At 64.1% G+C, this 16,043-nt stretch carries 12 protein-coding genes; 5 read left to right on the top strand and 7 right to left on the bottom strand.

Annotated elements, in window-relative coordinates; translation table 11 throughout:
• Nucleotides 1-34: 34 nt before the first annotated feature.
• The 4 genes from EJ077_RS23220 to murA all read right to left on the bottom strand — a co-directional run bounded on the left by EJ077_RS23220 (nucleotide 35) and on the right by murA (nucleotide 4,911).
• Entirely contained in the window at nucleotides 35-1,549 is a 1,515-nt protein-coding gene (locus tag EJ077_RS23220) for an ABC transporter substrate-binding protein (protein ID WP_208696595.1), read from the bottom strand.
• A gap of 139 nt (nucleotides 1,550-1,688) precedes the next feature.
• Nucleotides 1,689-2,612, bottom strand: coding sequence for an N-acetylmuramic acid 6-phosphate etherase (gene murQ, locus EJ077_RS23215; protein ID WP_208696594.1), 924 nt, complete (start codon nucleotides 2,610-2,612; stop codon nucleotides 1,689-1,691).
• 164 nt (nucleotides 2,613-2,776) lie between these two features.
• Complete coding sequence (locus tag EJ077_RS23210) at nucleotides 2,777-3,658, bottom strand: N-acetylglucosamine kinase (protein WP_208696593.1); 882 nt, start codon at nucleotides 3,656-3,658, stop codon at nucleotides 2,777-2,779.
• Nucleotides 3,655-4,911 (bottom strand): UDP-N-acetylglucosamine 1-carboxyvinyltransferase, encoded by a 1,257-nt coding sequence (murA, locus tag EJ077_RS23205; protein ID WP_208696591.1) that lies wholly within the window; start codon nucleotides 4,909-4,911, stop codon nucleotides 3,655-3,657. Before murA ends, EJ077_RS23210 begins: the two co-directional genes overlap by 4 nt.
• A gap of 173 nt (nucleotides 4,912-5,084) precedes the next feature.
• Between murA and EJ077_RS23200 the strand changes: the two genes are divergently transcribed.
• A complete protein-coding gene (locus EJ077_RS23200) occupies nucleotides 5,085-5,945 on the top strand; it encodes a MurR/RpiR family transcriptional regulator (protein WP_208696589.1) in 861 nt (286 codons plus the stop codon).
• Nucleotides 5,946-5,950: 5 nt separating this feature from the next.
• On the opposite strand, the gene EJ077_RS23195 is transcribed toward EJ077_RS23200, so the two are convergent.
• The 3 genes from EJ077_RS23195 to EJ077_RS23185 form a co-directional block, all read right to left on the bottom strand.
• On the bottom strand, nucleotides 5,951-7,306 hold the full coding sequence (locus tag EJ077_RS23195) for a glutamine synthetase family protein (protein ID WP_208696587.1): 1,356 nt from the start codon (nucleotides 7,304-7,306) through the stop codon (nucleotides 5,951-5,953).
• Nucleotides 7,307-7,553: 247 nt separating this feature from the next.
• Nucleotides 7,554-8,252: a GntR family transcriptional regulator gene (locus EJ077_RS23190; protein ID WP_208696585.1), complete on the bottom strand. Its 699-nt coding sequence runs from the start codon at nucleotides 8,250-8,252 to the stop codon at nucleotides 7,554-7,556.
• Nucleotides 8,253-8,454: 202 nt separating this feature from the next.
• Nucleotides 8,455-10,500 carry a N,N-dimethylformamidase beta subunit family domain-containing protein gene (locus tag EJ077_RS23185; protein WP_208696583.1) on the bottom strand — a complete coding sequence of 682 codons (2,046 nt, stop codon included), beginning with the start codon at nucleotides 10,498-10,500 and terminating at the stop codon, nucleotides 8,455-8,457.
• A 399-nt stretch (nucleotides 10,501-10,899) separates the two neighbouring features.
• Between EJ077_RS23185 and ftsZ the strand changes: the two genes are divergently transcribed.
• The 4 genes from ftsZ (at nucleotide 10,900) to EJ077_RS23165 (ending at nucleotide 16,042) form a co-directional block, all read left to right on the top strand.
• On the top strand, nucleotides 10,900-11,937 hold the full coding sequence (gene ftsZ, locus EJ077_RS23180; protein WP_208696581.1) for a cell division protein FtsZ: 1,038 nt from the start codon (nucleotides 10,900-10,902) through the stop codon (nucleotides 11,935-11,937).
• 184 nt (nucleotides 11,938-12,121) lie between these two features.
• Nucleotides 12,122-13,507 carry an SWIM zinc finger family protein gene (locus EJ077_RS23175; RefSeq protein WP_245458511.1) on the top strand — a complete coding sequence of 462 codons (1,386 nt, stop codon included), beginning with the start codon at nucleotides 12,122-12,124 and terminating at the stop codon, nucleotides 13,505-13,507.
• Nucleotides 13,504-14,943 carry a DUF5691 domain-containing protein gene (locus EJ077_RS23170; protein WP_208696577.1) on the top strand — a complete coding sequence of 480 codons (1,440 nt, stop codon included), beginning with the start codon at nucleotides 13,504-13,506 and terminating at the stop codon, nucleotides 14,941-14,943. Before EJ077_RS23175 ends, EJ077_RS23170 begins: the two co-directional genes overlap by 4 nt.
• Before the next feature lie 19 nt (nucleotides 14,944-14,962).
• Nucleotides 14,963-16,042, top strand: a complete 1,080-nt coding sequence (locus tag EJ077_RS23165; RefSeq protein WP_208696575.1) for an ATP-binding protein — start codon at nucleotides 14,963-14,965, stop codon at nucleotides 16,040-16,042.
• The last annotated feature ends 1 nt before the right edge of the window (nucleotide 16,043 follow it).

Genomic DNA, 16,043 nt, shown 5'->3' with positions numbered 1-16,043 from the left:
GCGAAGAAGTCCTCTCGTCCAATGCCTAAGGCGGCTACTGCTGGATGGTAACCTTGCTAAGGCTGAACAGCGTGCCCGTCGGCGTCGGCACGAATCCGGCGATGTTCTTCTGCTGCGCCGTGTAACTGTAGGACGTGTAGAGCCAGATCCAGGGCGACATCTCGGCGAGGTGCTTCTCGAACGCGGCGAAGATCGCCTTGCGTTTGGCCGGGTCGGTCTCGGCGCGGCCCTGCTGCATCTGGCTGTCCAGCGTGTCGTCGATATAGTTCGCCACTTTCTGAAGATTGCCTGCCTTGGTCCAGTAGCGGTTGTACATGGTGTAAGGGTCGGCACGGCCGCCATTGAGCGCGATCGCCATGTCGAAATCGCCCTTTAGCCAAGCGTCGACATAGACGTTGAGCTCCATCATCTTGATGTCGAGCTTGACGCCGATTTCAGCGAGTTGCGATTGGATGACCTGGGCTTCCGCCGCCGCGGTCGGCGGCTCGCCGGTGGCGCCGATCACGGTCGCCGAAAAGCCGTCGGCAAAGCCGGCCTCGGCCATCAGCTTCTTGGCCTTCTCGACATCGCGCTTGTAGCAGAACAACTGGCTCGGATCGGTCGCCAGCGCCGGGATGGTCAGCGGCCCGGTGATCTTGCCTTCGCCGAGCGAAGCGGTGTCCAGCACCTCCTGCCGGTCGATGGCGCATGAGATCGCCTGGCGCACCTTGAGCTCCGTCATCGGCTTGCGCGACGGATTGAGCTGCAGAACGTGATAGGCCAGCACCGGCACGCGGTTGAGCTGCAGGGTGGGTTCTTTCGGCACCAGCGTGGCGACGAGCGGGTCGTTGAGCAAGGCGAAATCGATCTGCTTGGTGCGCATGGCGGCGAGGATCGCCGCCTCGTCCGGCAGCACGCTGATCTCGATGCCGTCGACGCCGGTAGCACCCCCGGCCCAGTCCTTGTTGGCGCTCAAGACTTCCTTGGCGTTGGGGTCCCATTTGTCGAGCTTGAACGGGCCCGAACCGACCGCCTTGGTGCCGATCGATCCGGCCTTGATCTCGGCCGCCGGAACGATGGCCGCGTTGACGTCGCTCATCGCCGTCAGGATCGGTGCGTCGGGCTGCGAGAGGTGGAACACGACGGTCGCCGCATCCGGCGTGTCGATGCTCGCGATAGACAGGAAGTTGGCGCGGGCCGCTGCTCCCGTCTTCTCGTCGAGGATGCGCTCGAACGAGGCCTTGACGTCGGTGGAGGTCACGGCCGTTCCGTCCTGGAACTTCGCCTTGGGATCGAGCTTGAAGGTCAGCTCCTTGCCATCCTTGGAGAACTCCCAGGAGGTGGCGATGGCGGGGATGATCTGCAGGCTGGCATCGACCCGCACCAGCGGCTCATAGATCAGCTCCAAAAGCCGCAGCGACGAGAACGCGGTCTGCTTGTGCGGATCAAGCCCGGTGGCGTCCTGCGACCAGGCCATGTGCAGTGTCGCCGCCTGCGTTGAAACCGTCGCGATGCCGAGCATCGCGGCAAGGGTAATGCCTGAAAGCAGCCTTCCTGTAAGATGAACCATTCTCGTCTCCCATTATTGAACTCGATGCCTTGCAGTTTCCGTCGGCCGCTTCCATGGCACACATGCTTTGGAATATCGGCCCAGTCTATGCGGCTTGACGCCGTCTTGTCTAAAGCGGCTTCAACCGTTTTGTCCGGCCTCAGGCCGCTTCGTCGCTGATCGCCTTTCGCAGGAACCCTCCGGCCTTGGACAGCGCGGCCCGCGCCGCTTCGACATCGAGGCCGGTAATGGTCACCAGGATCGCCAGCTTGACGTCATTGCCGGTCCGCTCAAGCGCCTGTCGCGCCTGCGGCGCGGTGCAGCCCGTCGTCTGCATGACGATCCTGATCGCCCGGGCGACCAGCTTACGGTTCGACGGGTTAAGGTCGACCATCAGATTCTGGTAGCTTTTGCCGATGCGGATCATCGAAGCTGTGGTCAGCATGTTGAGCACCAGCTTCTGCGCGGTTCCCGATTTCAGCCGCGTCGAGCCGGTGAGAACTTCCGGGCCGACGACGGGCGAGATGGCGATGTCGGCGATGCCGGTAATGGTCGAGGCCGGATTGCAGGACAGCGCGACCGTCGTCGCGCCGATCTGCCTGGCATAGGTCAAGCCGCCGATCACATAGGGCGTGCGCCCGCTGACCGCGATGCCGACCACCACGTCATTGGGTGTGAGCCCGATCTCCCGCAAGGCCTTGGCGCCCATCTTCGGATCATCCTCGGCGCCTTCCGTCGAGCGCACCAGCGCGTCGGACCCACCGGCGATCAGGCCGACGACCATGCCTTCGGGCACGCCGAAGGTCGGCGGGCATTCCGAAGCGTCGAGCACGCCAAGCCGGCCGCTGGTGCCGGCGCCGATATAGATCAGGCGCGCGCCTTTCTGGAAGGCGAGCACGATGCGATCCACCGCGGCGGCGATTTCCGGCATGGCCTTTTCGACGGCCGCCGGGACAAGCCTGTCCTCGTCATTGATTCTGCGCAGGACGTCGATGGTCGGCAACAGGTCGATGTCGACTGTCCTTGGGTTCCGGCCTTCGGAAACCAGCCGGTCCAGCTCCGACATCAACCCTTGCTCGGTCATTCCAGCGCTTTCAAAATCATGCTGCACGGCGTCCGGCATCGTTCGATGGACGGAGCGCGTCAGGACCCAGGGTCCGTCATCGCAGTTTTATTTGTTAACTTTTTAGAATTCAATATTCCCATCGTCAACCGAGTTTCGGAATATTTTATTCCTATCTTGCCGACCTATCCTCCGCCAGCCGACCGCTTGGCAAGAATGATCGCGCCGGACACGGCATCGCCGTCAGCGGGCTTCAGGCGGCGGCGCACGTCAGGGGAGAGCCAGGGTTCGAGCGGGCTGGCGAGGCCGCCGAGCAAGGTCACGCGCGGTGCGCCTTTTTCGAACAGCACCCGCACCAGCGTATCGATCTGTTCGGCAGCACTTTGCACGATGCGGCGTCCGACAGGGTCGCCCTGGTCGGCATGACGCATCACCATGGGTGCAAGCGCTGCATAGTCCGTGGCGCTGGCGCGGTCCATCCAGGCGACGGCCTCCATCGGGTCGCTGGCGAAGCGCTGCATGACCTCTGCTAGCAACGCGGTCCGTTCGTGCCGGCCGTCATGGGCGCGCAATGCCAGTTGCACGGCTTTCAGTCCGAGGTCGGCGCCGCTGCCCTCGTCGGAGATCGGAAATCCATAGCCGCCGGCGCGCAGGTCGCGGCCCTCGACGAAGCCAAGGCCGATCGAGCCTGTCCCGGCAATGACGATGGCTCCGTCCTGACCCGAATGCGCCCCAAGGCAGGCGCCGACGCCGTCGCTGACGAAATCGATGCTGGCAAAGGGGTGCGCGATTGCCCGCAGCGCCTCCAGCGCGCCCTTGCGGCTGATACCGGCAAGGCCGATGCCGGCATGGATCCGGGCGGTCTCGGCTGGCGCGAAACCTGCTTCCTCGATCGCCGCGCCAAAGGCTTTCGCGATCGAGGTCCAGGCTGCCTCGATGCCGAGCCGCGTCGTCGCCGGGCCGGACAGGCCCTGTCCCAGCACCATGCCTTGCGCGTCCTCGATGCGGGCGCGGCAACCGGTGCCGCCGCCATCGACGCCGAGGAAATAATGCGCCTCGGCATTCATGCGTCCAGCCGCTCGATGTCGGCGCCGCAAAGGCGCAGCTTGCGGTCCAGTTGCTCATAGCCGCGGTCGAGGTGGTAGACGCGGTTGATTGTTGTTTCGCCTTCGCCGACCAGCGCTGCCAGCACCAGCGACACCGAAGCGCGCAGGTCGGTGGCCATCACTTGCGCGCCGTGCAGTTTCTCGCCGCCGCGCACCAGCGCCATGGTGCCTTGCAGCTTGATGTTGGCGCCGAGCCGCATCAGTTCGGGCACATGCATGAAGCGGTTCTCGAAGATGGTCTCGCGAAGCAGCGACGCGCCCTGCGCGCAGCACATCAGCGCCATGAACTGCGCCTGCAGGTCGGTCGGAAAACCGGGATAGGGTTCGGTCGTCAGGTCGGCGGCCTTGAGTGGACGGTCGCGCGACACGATCAGACCGCGATCGCCCGGCCAGACGCTCACCCCCGTCGCCTCCAGCAACTGCACCACCGAGGCCATGTGCTCGAGCCGGGCATGGGTGAGTTCGAGCTGGCCGCCGGTGATGGCGGCGGCGATCGCATAGGTGCCGGCCTCGATGCGGTCGGGGATGATGTCGTGCCTGGCGGCGTGCCAGCTGGTGTCGCCCGCAATCAGGATGCGGTGCGTGCCGGCGCCCTCGATGCGCGCACCCATGGCGTTGAGGCAAGCCGCGAGATCGGCCACTTCGGGTTCGCGCGCGGCGTTGAGGATTTCGGTTTCGCCCTTGGCCGTGGTCGCCGCCATCATGGCGGTTTCCGTCGCTCCGACCGATGGCGAGGGGAGCACGATGCGGGTGCCGGTCAATCCGTTCGGCGCCGAGGCGACGATCAGGCCGTTCTCGATGGCGATCCTGGCGCCGAGTGCGGCGAGTGCGGCGACATGCATGTCGACCGGCCGCGCACCGATCGCGCAGCCGCCCGGCAGCGAAACCCGGGCATGGCCGAAGCGCGCCAGCAACGGTGCCAGGACAAGCACCGTCGCCCGCATTTTCCGAACCGTGTCGTAGGACGTCTCCTTGGAGACGGCGGCACTGGTGTCGATCGTCGCGGCATGGGCGGACCGCGTCACGTCGGCGCCGTGAAGTCGCACCACGCCGAGCATGTTTTCGACGTCGGTCACATCAGGCAGGTTGGTCAGTTCGAGCGGGTAGGGGCTGAGCAGCGAAGCCGCGATCTGCGGCAAGGCAGCATTCTTGGCGCCCGATATGGTGACCGCGCCTTGCAGTCTCTGTCCGCCGACGATCCGCAATCTGTCCATGACTGAAACCTTGACGATGAGGGCCACGCCCGGGGATTTGCCTGGGAAAGCGTGCTCCGCATCCCGAATGTTAATCCGGGTCGAGCTGAGAATTAATTCTGCGTTCTTGGCTGTCAATCGAAATTGGAATAATTTATTCCTCATCTTGCAAGTCTGAACAGCGAGGAATTCCCGTGTCCGTCCTAAGCAGGATCAATGCGAAGCTCGATGGGATGGCGCCCGGAGATCGCGAGATCGGCCGGTACATCGTCGACAATCCCGACCAGATGCTGCGCCTGTCGACCGCGGCGCTCGCGGCCGAGATCGGCCGCAGCCAGTCGAGCGTCGTCAAGTTCAGCCAGAAGCTCGGTTATGCCAGCTATCAGGAACTCAAGCTCGCCGTCAGCGAGGCCAAGGCGCAGGATTGGCAGGTGCCGGCCGGCGTCATCCATGGTTCGATCGAGGTCGGCGATGGCTTTGCGGTCATCCTGAAGAAGCTGATCGGCAGCAAGCTGCTGTCGATGCAGCAGACCGTCGCCGCCAACAGCGAGCGCATCATCTCCAGGACGCTCGATCTGCTGGATGGCGCGCGGCGCATCCATCTGGTCGGCGTCGGCGCCTCCTCGCTGGTGGCGCGCGATTTCTCCTACAAGCTGATGAAGCTCGGCCGCAATGTGCTGCATGACAGCGACAGCCACATCCAGATGGCCAACGCCTCGACGTTGGGACCCGACGATGTGCTGTTCGCGCTGTCCTATTCCGGCGCCAGTATCGAAACCTTGCGCATCGCCGAGCTTGCAGCCAAGCGCGGCACGACGGTGATCGCCGTCACCGGCCTGCACGACAATCCGCTGAGCCGCGTCGCCGACATCCGCCTCTACACCATCGCCGATGAGGAACGTGCGCGCTCCTCGTCCATCACCGCGCGCGACGCGCAGCTGACGCTGACCGACCTTCTGTTCATCCTGCTGGTGCAGAAGCAGCCGGACGCCAACGACTATGTCCACAACAGCGACGCGGCGGTCACGGTGCTGAAGGCCGAGCGATCGTCGTAAATGCCTCAGACGCTTTCGAGATAGGTCTCGATCTCGAAGTCGCTGACGTTGAGGGCAAAGGTGTTCAATTCCTGGCGTTTGCAGGCGATGAAGGAGTCGCGCAGGATCGCCGGGAAGATCTCCGCCACATGCGTCCCGCCTTCAAAGGCAGCGATCGCCGACGCCCAGTCCGGCGGCAGCTTGGCCGGGGCAATGCCTTGCCCGTCATTCCCTGTCGGATCGCCCGGCGACATCTGCTTCTCGATGCCGATGAGGGCGGCGCCCAGTATGGCGGCAAGCACGAGATAGGGGTTGGCGTCGGCGCCCGAGACGCGATGTTCGATGCGGCGCGCGCCGGTCGGGCCGCCGGGAATGCGGATCGCGACCATTCGGTTCTCATAACCCCAGGCGACTGCGGTCGGCGCATAGGATCGCGGGCGAAGCCTGCGGTAGGAATTGAAGTGCGGCGCGAACACCAGCGTGCTTTCGGCCATCGCCGCCAGCAGCCCGCCGACCGCGTGACGCATGGTGTCGGAGCCCTGGTCGGTGCCGTCGTCGAACACGTTGCGTCCTTCGCCGTCGACCAGGCTGAAATGGACGTGAAAACCGTTGCCGGCGCGGTCGCCATAGGGCTTAGCCATGAAGCAGGCGGCAAAGCCGTGCTTGCGGGCAATCCCCTTCACCGTGCGCTTGAACAACACGGCATCGTCGGCTGCCCGCAAGGCGTCCGCAACATGGTTCAGGTTGATCTCGAACTGGCCGACGCCGTTCTCGGCGATTGCCGTATCGACGGGAATGCCCTGCGCGCGGCAGGCTTCGTAGATGTCGTGGATGAAGGCTTCGAAATCGTCGATCTCGTCGATCGACAGCGCCGCGTCGGAATCGAGACGCCGCCCGGTGACCGGCGAGACGGGCCCGACAGGCCGCTGCGATTGCGGATCGACCAGGTAGAATTCGAGTTCGGTCGCCGCGACCGGAGTGAGGCCGAGCGCCTTGTAGCGATCGAGGATACGGGCCAGTGCCCGCCGGGGATCACCGAGATAGGGTGCGCCGCTCTCGTCGGCGAGCCAGAGCGGAACAAGCGCGGTCGGATGCGCCGTCCATTCCACCGGCAGAATGCCGCGTCCCGTCCATTGGCAAAGGCCATCGGCATCGCCGGTCGAGAAGACCAGGCTGTTGCCTTCGATGTCCTCGCCCCAGACATCGAGCCCGATCAGCGAATAGGGCATGCGCAGCTTGCCCTCCAGCGCCTTGCGGGCCTGCTCGACTGGGATGCGCTTTCCCCGCATGATGCCGTTGAGATCGCACACCGCGGCCCGCAGGCTCTGGATGTCGTTTCGGCTCTCGAGCCAGTTCAGAACGTCCGCAATTGCATCGCTCAATTTCCGTTACCTCTGGTTCCCTGCGGTGTCGCGCCTGAGGCGGCCACCCTATTTCACGACAAAACAGCTGATGAGTTCACGAAGGCATCTCCGACATCAGTCGGAAGAATTTCCTTCATTTTTTCAGATCATTAGCCGGGATGTCGGGAGGCATTTCAGGAACCAATTGCGCGATTTGCGATCGCAACATAGCGGCAAGGCAAGGGAAAGCCAAGGGGCATCTGTGACGGGTCCAGCAGGCACCCATCTAGCTCCTCGCTTCCGGAAACTTGGCCTGCCGCAGGATATGCGCGGCGCCTTCGTCGATGTCGCGAACGATGGCCGCGCGCGCCCGCGCGCCGTCCTGCGCCTCGATCGCCGCGACGACTTCCTCGTGATAGTCGATGTCCAGAATGGAAGAGAGGTCGTCCTCGAACCCCATGGCGAGGTTTCTGAGAAACGGGCCGACCTGCATCCACACCGTTTCGATCAGGAAGATCATCTGCTCGTTGCCGCAATGGCGATAGATCGAGAATTTGAAATCGTGGTTCTTCCTGAGATAGTCGCCGATGTCGCCCTTGCGGGCGGCCAGGGTCAATTCCGCGCAATGGCGTCGGATCGCCCGCAGATTGTTGCCGTTGATCAGTTTCGTCGCAAGCTCGGTCGCCGGGCCTTCGACGATCGTGCGCACGGCGGTCAATTGCGAGAACCGCTCGGCCGAGATCACCGGCACCTCGACGCTGCCGTTCGGCAGTGGGCTCAGCGCCCGCAACGCCTGCAACCGCATAAAGGCACTGCGCACCGGCATGTCGCTGGTGCCCAGTTCCCTGGCGAGTTTGCGCGAGGTCAGCTTCTGGCCAGGCAGGAATTGGCCTGACATCAAAGCCCGCACAAGCTCCAGATAGACCTTCTCGTGCAGGGGCACGGTGTCGACGGCGGTCAAACCGAAATGTGTTCTGTCGGCCATTGGCGGGGGCGTTGCTTCATACGTTCTGAAATTGACCTGACGACACGCGCCGCGGACAAACCTTGAGCCGGGCACGGCGGGAACACCCAAGCCGCCGATTGATCAGGCATGATAGACGCTTCGGTCGTTGCGCGGCAAGCCAACTGCCAGAACCGGCGCGGTGCGGTGGGTTGCCTTCCTTTCCGGGCTATCGATCCGCGGCCTACCGGCTCTTTTCCGCCGCCAGATGCGTCAGCAAATTCTTGGTGATCCGGCCGACGTCGTTCATGGCATCGCCCGCCGGCAAGGCGCCGCACCAGGCGACCGAACTCGCGCAGAAGATCAGGCCGCCCGAAGACAGATGACGCAGCGTCATCTCCGCGCAGCGGCGTCCGTCGCGCTCGCTGCTACCTCCCTCGTACCAACGGGTGGCATCATGGACGAAGCTGTCCGGGAAGCCGGTCGCGCGGGCAATGACCATGGTGTCGGGGGACGTGCCCAGATGCGCATCGGTGGCATCGACTTCGTAGCCGGCCGCGCCGCCAAGCACGATGCCCTCGTCACCGAAGGTCTCGCTGGTGACGCCGTCGAACAACCACGCGGCCGAGGCTTGATGGCTTTCCGGTGTGCGTGTGAAGGGCCGCGCGCCGTCAAAACCCATCAGCGAGATGGCGACGCCCGTCAGCGAGAATTCACCGCGCCCACTGGCGCGCAGATAGCCGCCCGGCTGGTTGGTGATCGACAGTGACTGTTCGGCGATGGGGCCGTCCCAGGTGCGGCCCGCCTCGAGCGGCGAGCGGCGCAGTTCCATCAGATCGTCCTGGAATGCGACCTTGCCGGCAAAGCCATTGCCGCCGAGATAGGCGATGCTGCCACCCACCGCCGCGAACTGGCGCAGCGCATGCTCCATCTCGACTGACATGTATTCGGGATGGCTGCCGGTGATGACCGCCCGATAGCCCTGCAAGCCGGCGAGGCCCCGCTCATGCAGGTCGCGGTCGGTGATGAGATCGAAGGCAATGCCGTTGCTGTGGCAGAAGCGCAGAAAGTGCAGGTCGACCGGCAGATTGTGCGGACAGCCGCATAGCGGATAATTGTAGTCGTCGCGCAGCGTCGCCTTCGGCTTCCTGGTGGAACAGATAGACACGCCGCTGAGATCGCTGTGGTAGTCGTAGAGCGACTTCAGATTGTTGTCGATCGCGAAGCGATGGCCGCGATCCTCGCACATCCATTCGTAGAGATGCGCCGGTAGGAATTCATCCGCATAGGCGAGATAGGTGGCCGTCGGCACCAGGAACAACAGCGGCGCCCGGCGCACCGACGAAGTGACGAAGAAGACGACGCGCTCCGATCCTTCATCGTGACCGACCTCGAAGGCATAGACCCCGGCCGGCGCCTCGGCGGGAACCTGTAGCTGGTAGGAGGCGGGCCACTGCAACGCGCCCATGTCGTCGTCGTGGCAATGCACGGCGTCGTAATGCGACGGCACTTGGCGGGGGTCAAAACTCGACCCGTCCCAGCGGCGTGAGGTCATGCAGAAAGCGGGCTGGTTGATCGTTTCCAGCAAGAGGACACGATCGGCGCCTGTCGGAGCGAGCGGGCCGCTAGGCAGCAGATTAGGAAACGTCCAAGCGATACGACCGGCCGCGGTTCGCAGGGCGATTGCCGAGAACTTGGCGTTGAGAGACCTGATATCGTTTGCCGCGCTGGTCCCGAAGACCATGTCTCCGGACAGGGGCCGCCAAGGCAGGTCGAATTGACGATGCAGGTGGAACGGCGACAGGAGATCGTCCGATTCGATGCGCAGCACGGTCACGCCGTCGTTTGCCGAAATCTCGACCTTGAGCCAGGTGTTTGCCGGCAAGGCCACGTCGGTTTCGAGCGGCTTGCCGTCATGGCCTGACGTCAGCCGCCCGTCCTGCAAGCCGAGGCGCAGGTTTCCGCTCTCGAACAGCACGCGGGCGCCATCGTTGCGGGTCAAGTACACTTCGAAGGTGACGCCTTCGATCTCGGTGGCCTTGGCCAGTTCCGCCGCAGCGATCTTCAGGAAGGATCCATGATCGAAATCGCGGTGGGACACGGCACTTCCCGTCGGCTCGACGCTCCAGTCCATCGGCTCGGCCGCGGGCGTGTCGAGCCGCACGACGTGCACGGCGCGTAGCTGCCGCGACGACGAGACATGAAGGGCGACCGGTGTTCCGGCCGCTATATGCCAGGGAACGGTGTAGCCTGAGACTGCCATGGCGCCGTGATCGACGGGGCGTTTCATCGCCGCGAAAGTCCGCGCCGCGATACCGGCTGACGCAATCTCATGGGTGGCAAACTGGACAACTCTTTCATGCCTTTTTGGGTTCTGGAGGGGACATATACCCCTCTAGCTTTGATTGATGTCGAACTCCGCAGAGATCTCGCCCGGCCATTGAGACGATCGGCGCCTGAGCTGCGTCGACAGTATCGCGATCACCCGGGACCGGACAATCGTTCTCGCAGGTCGGCCTCTTCATCACAAAACTTGACCTTCGCGCACTTGCACGTGCGGCCGCTCTCTGGCTTTTTGGGGTACCCATCCGAACGGACTGATTCGCGTCATGCCGCTCGATTGCAATGTCTTACGGGCAGTCTGCTTGTGGGTCGTGAAGCGCACGCAATTGGCGAAGGAGAAGCAGGCATGGCCGAGTTCAAGAAGCCGGAAATCTCCGAGATGAGACCCAAGATCACCGTTATCGGTGTCGGCGGCGGCGGCGGCAACGCTATCAACAACATGATCGTGGAACAGCTTCAGGGAACCGAGTTCATTGCCGCCAACACCGATGCCCAGGCGCTGACCATGTCGAAGGCGACGCGGCTGATCCAGCTTGGCGCGCACGTCACGGAAGGCCTTGGCGCCGGCTCGTTGCCCGAGATTGGGCGTGCCGCGGCCGAGGAATCGCTCGATGAGATCATGGATCATCTGGCCGGCACCCATATGTGTTTCGTCACCGCCGGCATGGGCGGCGGCACCGGAACGGGTGCGGCTCCGATCATCGCCCAAGCGGCGCGCAAGGCCGGCATCCTGACGGTCGGCGTCGTCACCAAGCCGTTCACCTTCGAGGGCAGGCGCCGCATGCAGATGGCCGAAGAGGGCATCGAGCGGCTGCGCGAGGCCGCCGACACAGTGATCGTGATCCCCAACCAGAACCTGTTCCGCATCGCCGATGCCAAGACCACCTTCGCCGACGCTTTCGTGATCGCCGACCGGGTGCTTTATTCCGGCGTCAGCTGCATCACCGACCTCATCGTCAAGGAAGGCCTGATCAACCTCGATTTCGCCGACGTCAAATCGGTGATGCGTGGCATGGGCCGCGCCATGATGGGAACCGGCGAAGCCTCCGGCGATGGCCGGGCGATGAAGGCGGCGGAAGCCGCGATCGCCAACCCGCTGCTCGACGAAATGTCCATGAAGGGCGCCAAGGGCGTCCTGGTGTCGATATCGGGCGGCAGGGATATGACGCTGTTCGAGGTCGACGAGGCGGCCACCCGCATTCGCGAGGAAGTCTACGAGGATGCCGACATCATCGTCGGCGCCATCTTCGACAAGAGCATGGAAGGCCGGTTCAGGGTCTCGGTGGTGGCGACGGGGCTCGATCGTTCGCTAGCCGAGGGGGAGGTCCATGCCGATATGACGCGGGACCATCCAGGCCACGCGCCGACACGAATCCTCCAATAGGATTTATTGGCGGCCTCGCCAATATCGCCTTTTTGCGTGCGCAGCGGGCTGGTACGGACAATCGGCACGCAGCGCCTGTATTGATCTCCAGTCCGCCGCTGCTACAAGAATCCGTCACAGACGGCCATCTATACTGGCAACTGGCATTCGTTCTGGCGACCAGAGGCGCGGCTTGGAATTTGACTTGAAAACGATCGAGGCGCTTGCCCCTGACCAGGCATCGCTGAGCGCCGCTTCCAAGCTGACCAAACGATCGAACTGGCCACGCCTCGAAAAGAATGAATCGCTGGCCCTTATGTGGGGCGAGTGTCAGGGGTCTGGTTCCAATCCCTATCGTGTGGTCGTCGACACCGGCGATCATGGCTATAAATGCACGTGCCCGTCGCGGAAATTCCCCTGTAAGCACAGCCTGGCCTTGATGTGGATCGCCGCCACGGTGCCGACCAGTTTTACCCCGGCCGATTCGACGCCGGAGTGGGTGAATGATTGGCTCGGTCGCCGCAGGAAGACCACGCCGCCGCCCACGCAACAGGCCTCGGGTGCCGGCGGCAAGAGCATCGGTGAGGCCGCGCGGACCGACGAAAGCGCCGAGGTGGAAGACGCGGCGGCGGTGGAACGCCGCGAAACGGCACAGCGCAAGCGGGCCCAGGAGACACGATCTTCGGTCTCGGCGGCCCTGGACGAGATGGACCACTGGATATCGGATCAGTTGCGGCTTGGTCTTGCCGGATTTGTCGACAACAGCAGCGACCGTTGCCGCCGGATTGCCGCGCGGCTGGTCGACATGAAGGCGACGGCCCTCGCTGGCCGTATTGATGAGATTCCGTCGCGGTTGATGTCGCTGCGCAGCGAAGAACGGCCCGATGCGGCGATCCGCGAACTTGGCAAGCTGGTGCTGCTGGCCAAGGCCTGGCGTGCCGCACCAGACGATCCAGAGCTGAAGCGGTTGGTGTCGACTTCCGAAACGCGCGAGCAGGTTCTGGCCAGCCCCCATGCGGTCCAGGTCGAAAGTGCATGGGAGGTTCTCGGCGAGAAGATCGAGACCCGCCGCGATGGCTTGGTCAGCCATTCGACCTGGCTGCTCGATCTCAGGAGTGCCGCTCCGCAATTCGCGGTTCTGCTCGATTATTTTCCGGCTTCGGCCGGCCGCCGGTCCAACGCCTTCACACCAGGCGACCGCTTCGACGCGCGGCTGATCTTCTATCCGTCACGGCAACCGCTGCGTGCCCTGGTGATGGACCGCAAGGGGGAGGTTTCGTCGGGCGAATGGCCTGCTGTTGCATCGAGCGAAACGGATCCGCTCGCCACGCATCTGGCCTGTCAGGACGCGGCGCCGTGGCTCACCGATTGTCCTGTCATGCTGCCGCCAGGCGCGATCCTGCTCGACGACCGCGGCGCGCCCTGGTGGCAGGCGGCTGGCGACCTGAACGGCATCGCCTTGCCGATCAACGAGGCTGTCAGTCCAACGCTGCTCGGTATCGATCTCACGGCCACGGTCGCGCTTTGGAATGGCAGCCGGCTCGACCTGCTGGCGGCGCGGAGCAGTTTCGGGAGGCTCGACCTGTCTTGAACGAGCTTGAACAGATCGGCCTAGCGGCGATGCGTGACTGCTGGATCACCGGCGGAGCGAGCTTCGATCTGGCCCCGGTGGCGTGGCAGCAAATCGCCGGCGGTACGGACGCCGACGAGAAGGAGCGCCGGCTGCTGGCGATCGCCGCGCAGGCGCTTGAAATCGCCTTGCGGCCCGCCGCGCCATCGACGCTGAAACGCCGCCCCCCGTTACCAGAACTCGCTTTGCCGATGTTGCCCGACCGGCTGCGGCCGCTTGTCAGGGCCGCACTCAAACAGACGGCCGACACAAGGGGCAAGGCACGGGTCGTGACGCTTGTCGCCAGCCATGGCCTGGTGCTGCATCCAATGGACTGGATGCCGGCCGCGACGGATCAGGACAGCCCTGATGTCTATGCTCCCTGGGTCGACTGGCAGGCGGGCGTCGAAGGGGAAAGACATATCGGCCAGGACACACTGACGGCGCAAAACTGGGATGATTTCTACCCCGCGGCGCGGCGTACGGCACTCGCCGAGATGCGGCGCCGCGAACCGGCTTTGGCCCGGCTGCTGATCGAGACCAAGGGATCGGGCGAGCCGGCGGAGATCAGGCTTGCCCTTATCCAACTCATGCATTTTGGCCTGGGGCCGGATGATGTGCCCTTCCTGAAGGGCCTCTCCGCCGATCGCTCGGGCAAAGTGCGCGAACTCGCTGGCCGGCTGCTGGCAAGGTTGGGTCAGCACGGCCTTCCAGGTGAGGGGGGAGGCGAAGATCCGGTCACCGAACTTGCGGCCTTCGTCAGCGCGGGCAAATCCGGGTTCATCCGCCGTCGCGCGACCTACACGCCGGTGAAACCAAAATCCGCGGCGCAGGACCAGCGCCGCGCCGAATTGTTCGGCACCTGCAATCTCGTCGATCTCGCCGCACGCTTTGGCGTTGGCGAAACCGAATTCATAGCCGGTTGGCAGTTCGGCGCGGACAACAATGCCGATATTTTTTTCGCGCGAATGGTGGCCGCCTCGGGCAGCGATGGCGCGGTGGCGCATATGGCCGACACGCTTGTCGCGGAAGGCGGCAAGCCGGCGCTTTTCGTGCTCCAACTGATGCCGCGCCTGGATACCAGAAGAAAACAGGCCCTCATCCGGCTGATCTTGAAAGACGCGGCATCTCTCGCCTCGCTCAGCCTGCTCGAAGCCGCCGAGGCGGGCTGGGTGGAGTGGAGCGACCTTGGGCAGGTCCTGCAGGCGCTGCGTTCGGCCGTAGGCGGAAGCGATGACGGCGCCAGGCGGACCGCCGACAACGTCCTGGAAACGCTTGGCTTTCTTGCCACGTCAGCCACGGCAACGCGGCTGATCGACGAGATGGTAACAGCCGGCATGCCGCCTGCCGCCCCTTCGCTCGGCTTGCTGCGCCTCAACGCGGCGCTGGCCGAATATCAGTTCGAATCTCGAAAATGATCAATCCGGAGAACAGCAAATGAACGCAGTCATCCGTCTTCCGGTCGAGCAGGCCTATGCCGGCGAGTTGCAGGCGCTGGCGCGCAACGACGATCGGCAAAAGCCCGCCGGCTGGAGTCTGTCGCCAAAGGCGGTCCTGACCTATCTCCTCGGCGGAAAGGCCGACGACGGCACGCCGATTACGCCGAAATATGTCGGCCGTCGCCGATTGATGGAAACTGCGGTGGCGACGCTCGCAACCGACCGCGCCCTGCTGCTGCTTGGTGTTCCCGGTACCGCCAAATCCTGGGTGTCGGAGCATCTCGCCGCCGCCATCATGGGCGACTCGACGCTGATCGTGCAGTGCACCGCCGGCACCGACGAAAACCAGATCCGCTATGGCTGGAACTACGCACAGCTTTTGGCCAAGGGCCCGAGCGAGGAGGCGTTGGTGCCGACACCGCTCTATCGCGCCATGCAAGGCGGCAAGCTCTGCCGCCTCGAGGAACTGACGCGCATGGGTTCGGACGTGCAGGATACGCTGATCACCGTGCTGTCCGAAAAGATGATGCCGATCCCCGAGCTCAACACCTCGATCTACGCGCAACGCGGCTTCAACATCATCGCCACCGCCAACAACCGCGACAAGGGCGTCAACGAATTGTCCTCGGCGCTGAAGCGCCGCTTCAACGTCGTCGTGCTGCCCTTGCCAGAAGATATGGCGGAGGAGGTGGCGATCGTCTCCAAGCGCGTCGGTGAGATGGCCGGCGGTCTCGACCTGCCGGTGCCGAAGAATGTCGGCGACGAGATCGCTCGCGTGCTGACCATTTTCCGCGAGCTTCGCTCGGGCACGACATCGGACGGCAAGGTGACGTTGAAGACGCCATCCGGGTCGCTGTCCACGGCCGAGGCGATCGCCACCATGGTCGGCGGGCTCAGCCAGGCGGCATGGTTCGACGGCGGCAAGCTCGGCGCCGAAGGCCTGGCCGCCAGCCTCGTCGGCGCGATCGTGAAAGACCCGGTGCAGGACAAGCTCGTGCTCGAGGAATATTTGGAGACGGTGCTCAAGAAGCGGCCCGACTATGCCGGCTACTACGCGGCCTTGAACGCAGCGATCTGAC

It is taken from the genome of Mesorhizobium sp. M8A.F.Ca.ET.057.01.1.1 (genome assembly GCF_003952565.1).
Lineage (GTDB): Bacteria > Pseudomonadota > Alphaproteobacteria > Rhizobiales > Rhizobiaceae > Mesorhizobium.
This window is presented reverse-complemented; position numbering and strand designations above follow the sequence as displayed.

Excerpts from the sequence above, each read along its gene's own strand:
- EJ077_RS23220 (WP_208696595.1), bottom strand. The coding sequence starts at position 1,549 with ATGGTTCATCTTACAGGAAGGCTGCTTTCAGGCATTACCCTTGCCGCG.
- murQ (WP_208696594.1), bottom strand. The coding sequence starts at position 2,612 with ATGACCGAGCAAGGGTTGATGTCGGAGCTGGACCGGCTGGTTTCCGAA.
- EJ077_RS23210 (WP_208696593.1), bottom strand. The coding sequence starts at position 3,658 with ATGAATGCCGAGGCGCATTATTTCCTCGGCGTCGATGGCGGCGGCACC.
- murA (WP_208696591.1), bottom strand. The coding sequence starts at position 4,911 with ATGGACAGATTGCGGATCGTCGGCGGACAGAGACTGCAAGGCGCGGTC.
- EJ077_RS23190 (WP_208696585.1), bottom strand. The coding sequence starts at position 8,252 with ATGGCCGACAGAACACATTTCGGTTTGACCGCCGTCGACACCGTGCCC.
- EJ077_RS23185 (WP_208696583.1), bottom strand. The coding sequence starts at position 10,500 with ATGAAACGCCCCGTCGATCACGGCGCCATGGCAGTCTCAGGCTACACC.
- ftsZ (WP_208696581.1), top strand. The coding sequence starts at position 10,900 with ATGGCCGAGTTCAAGAAGCCGGAAATCTCCGAGATGAGACCCAAGATC.
- EJ077_RS23165 (WP_208696575.1), top strand. The coding sequence starts at position 14,963 with ATGAACGCAGTCATCCGTCTTCCGGTCGAGCAGGCCTATGCCGGCGAG.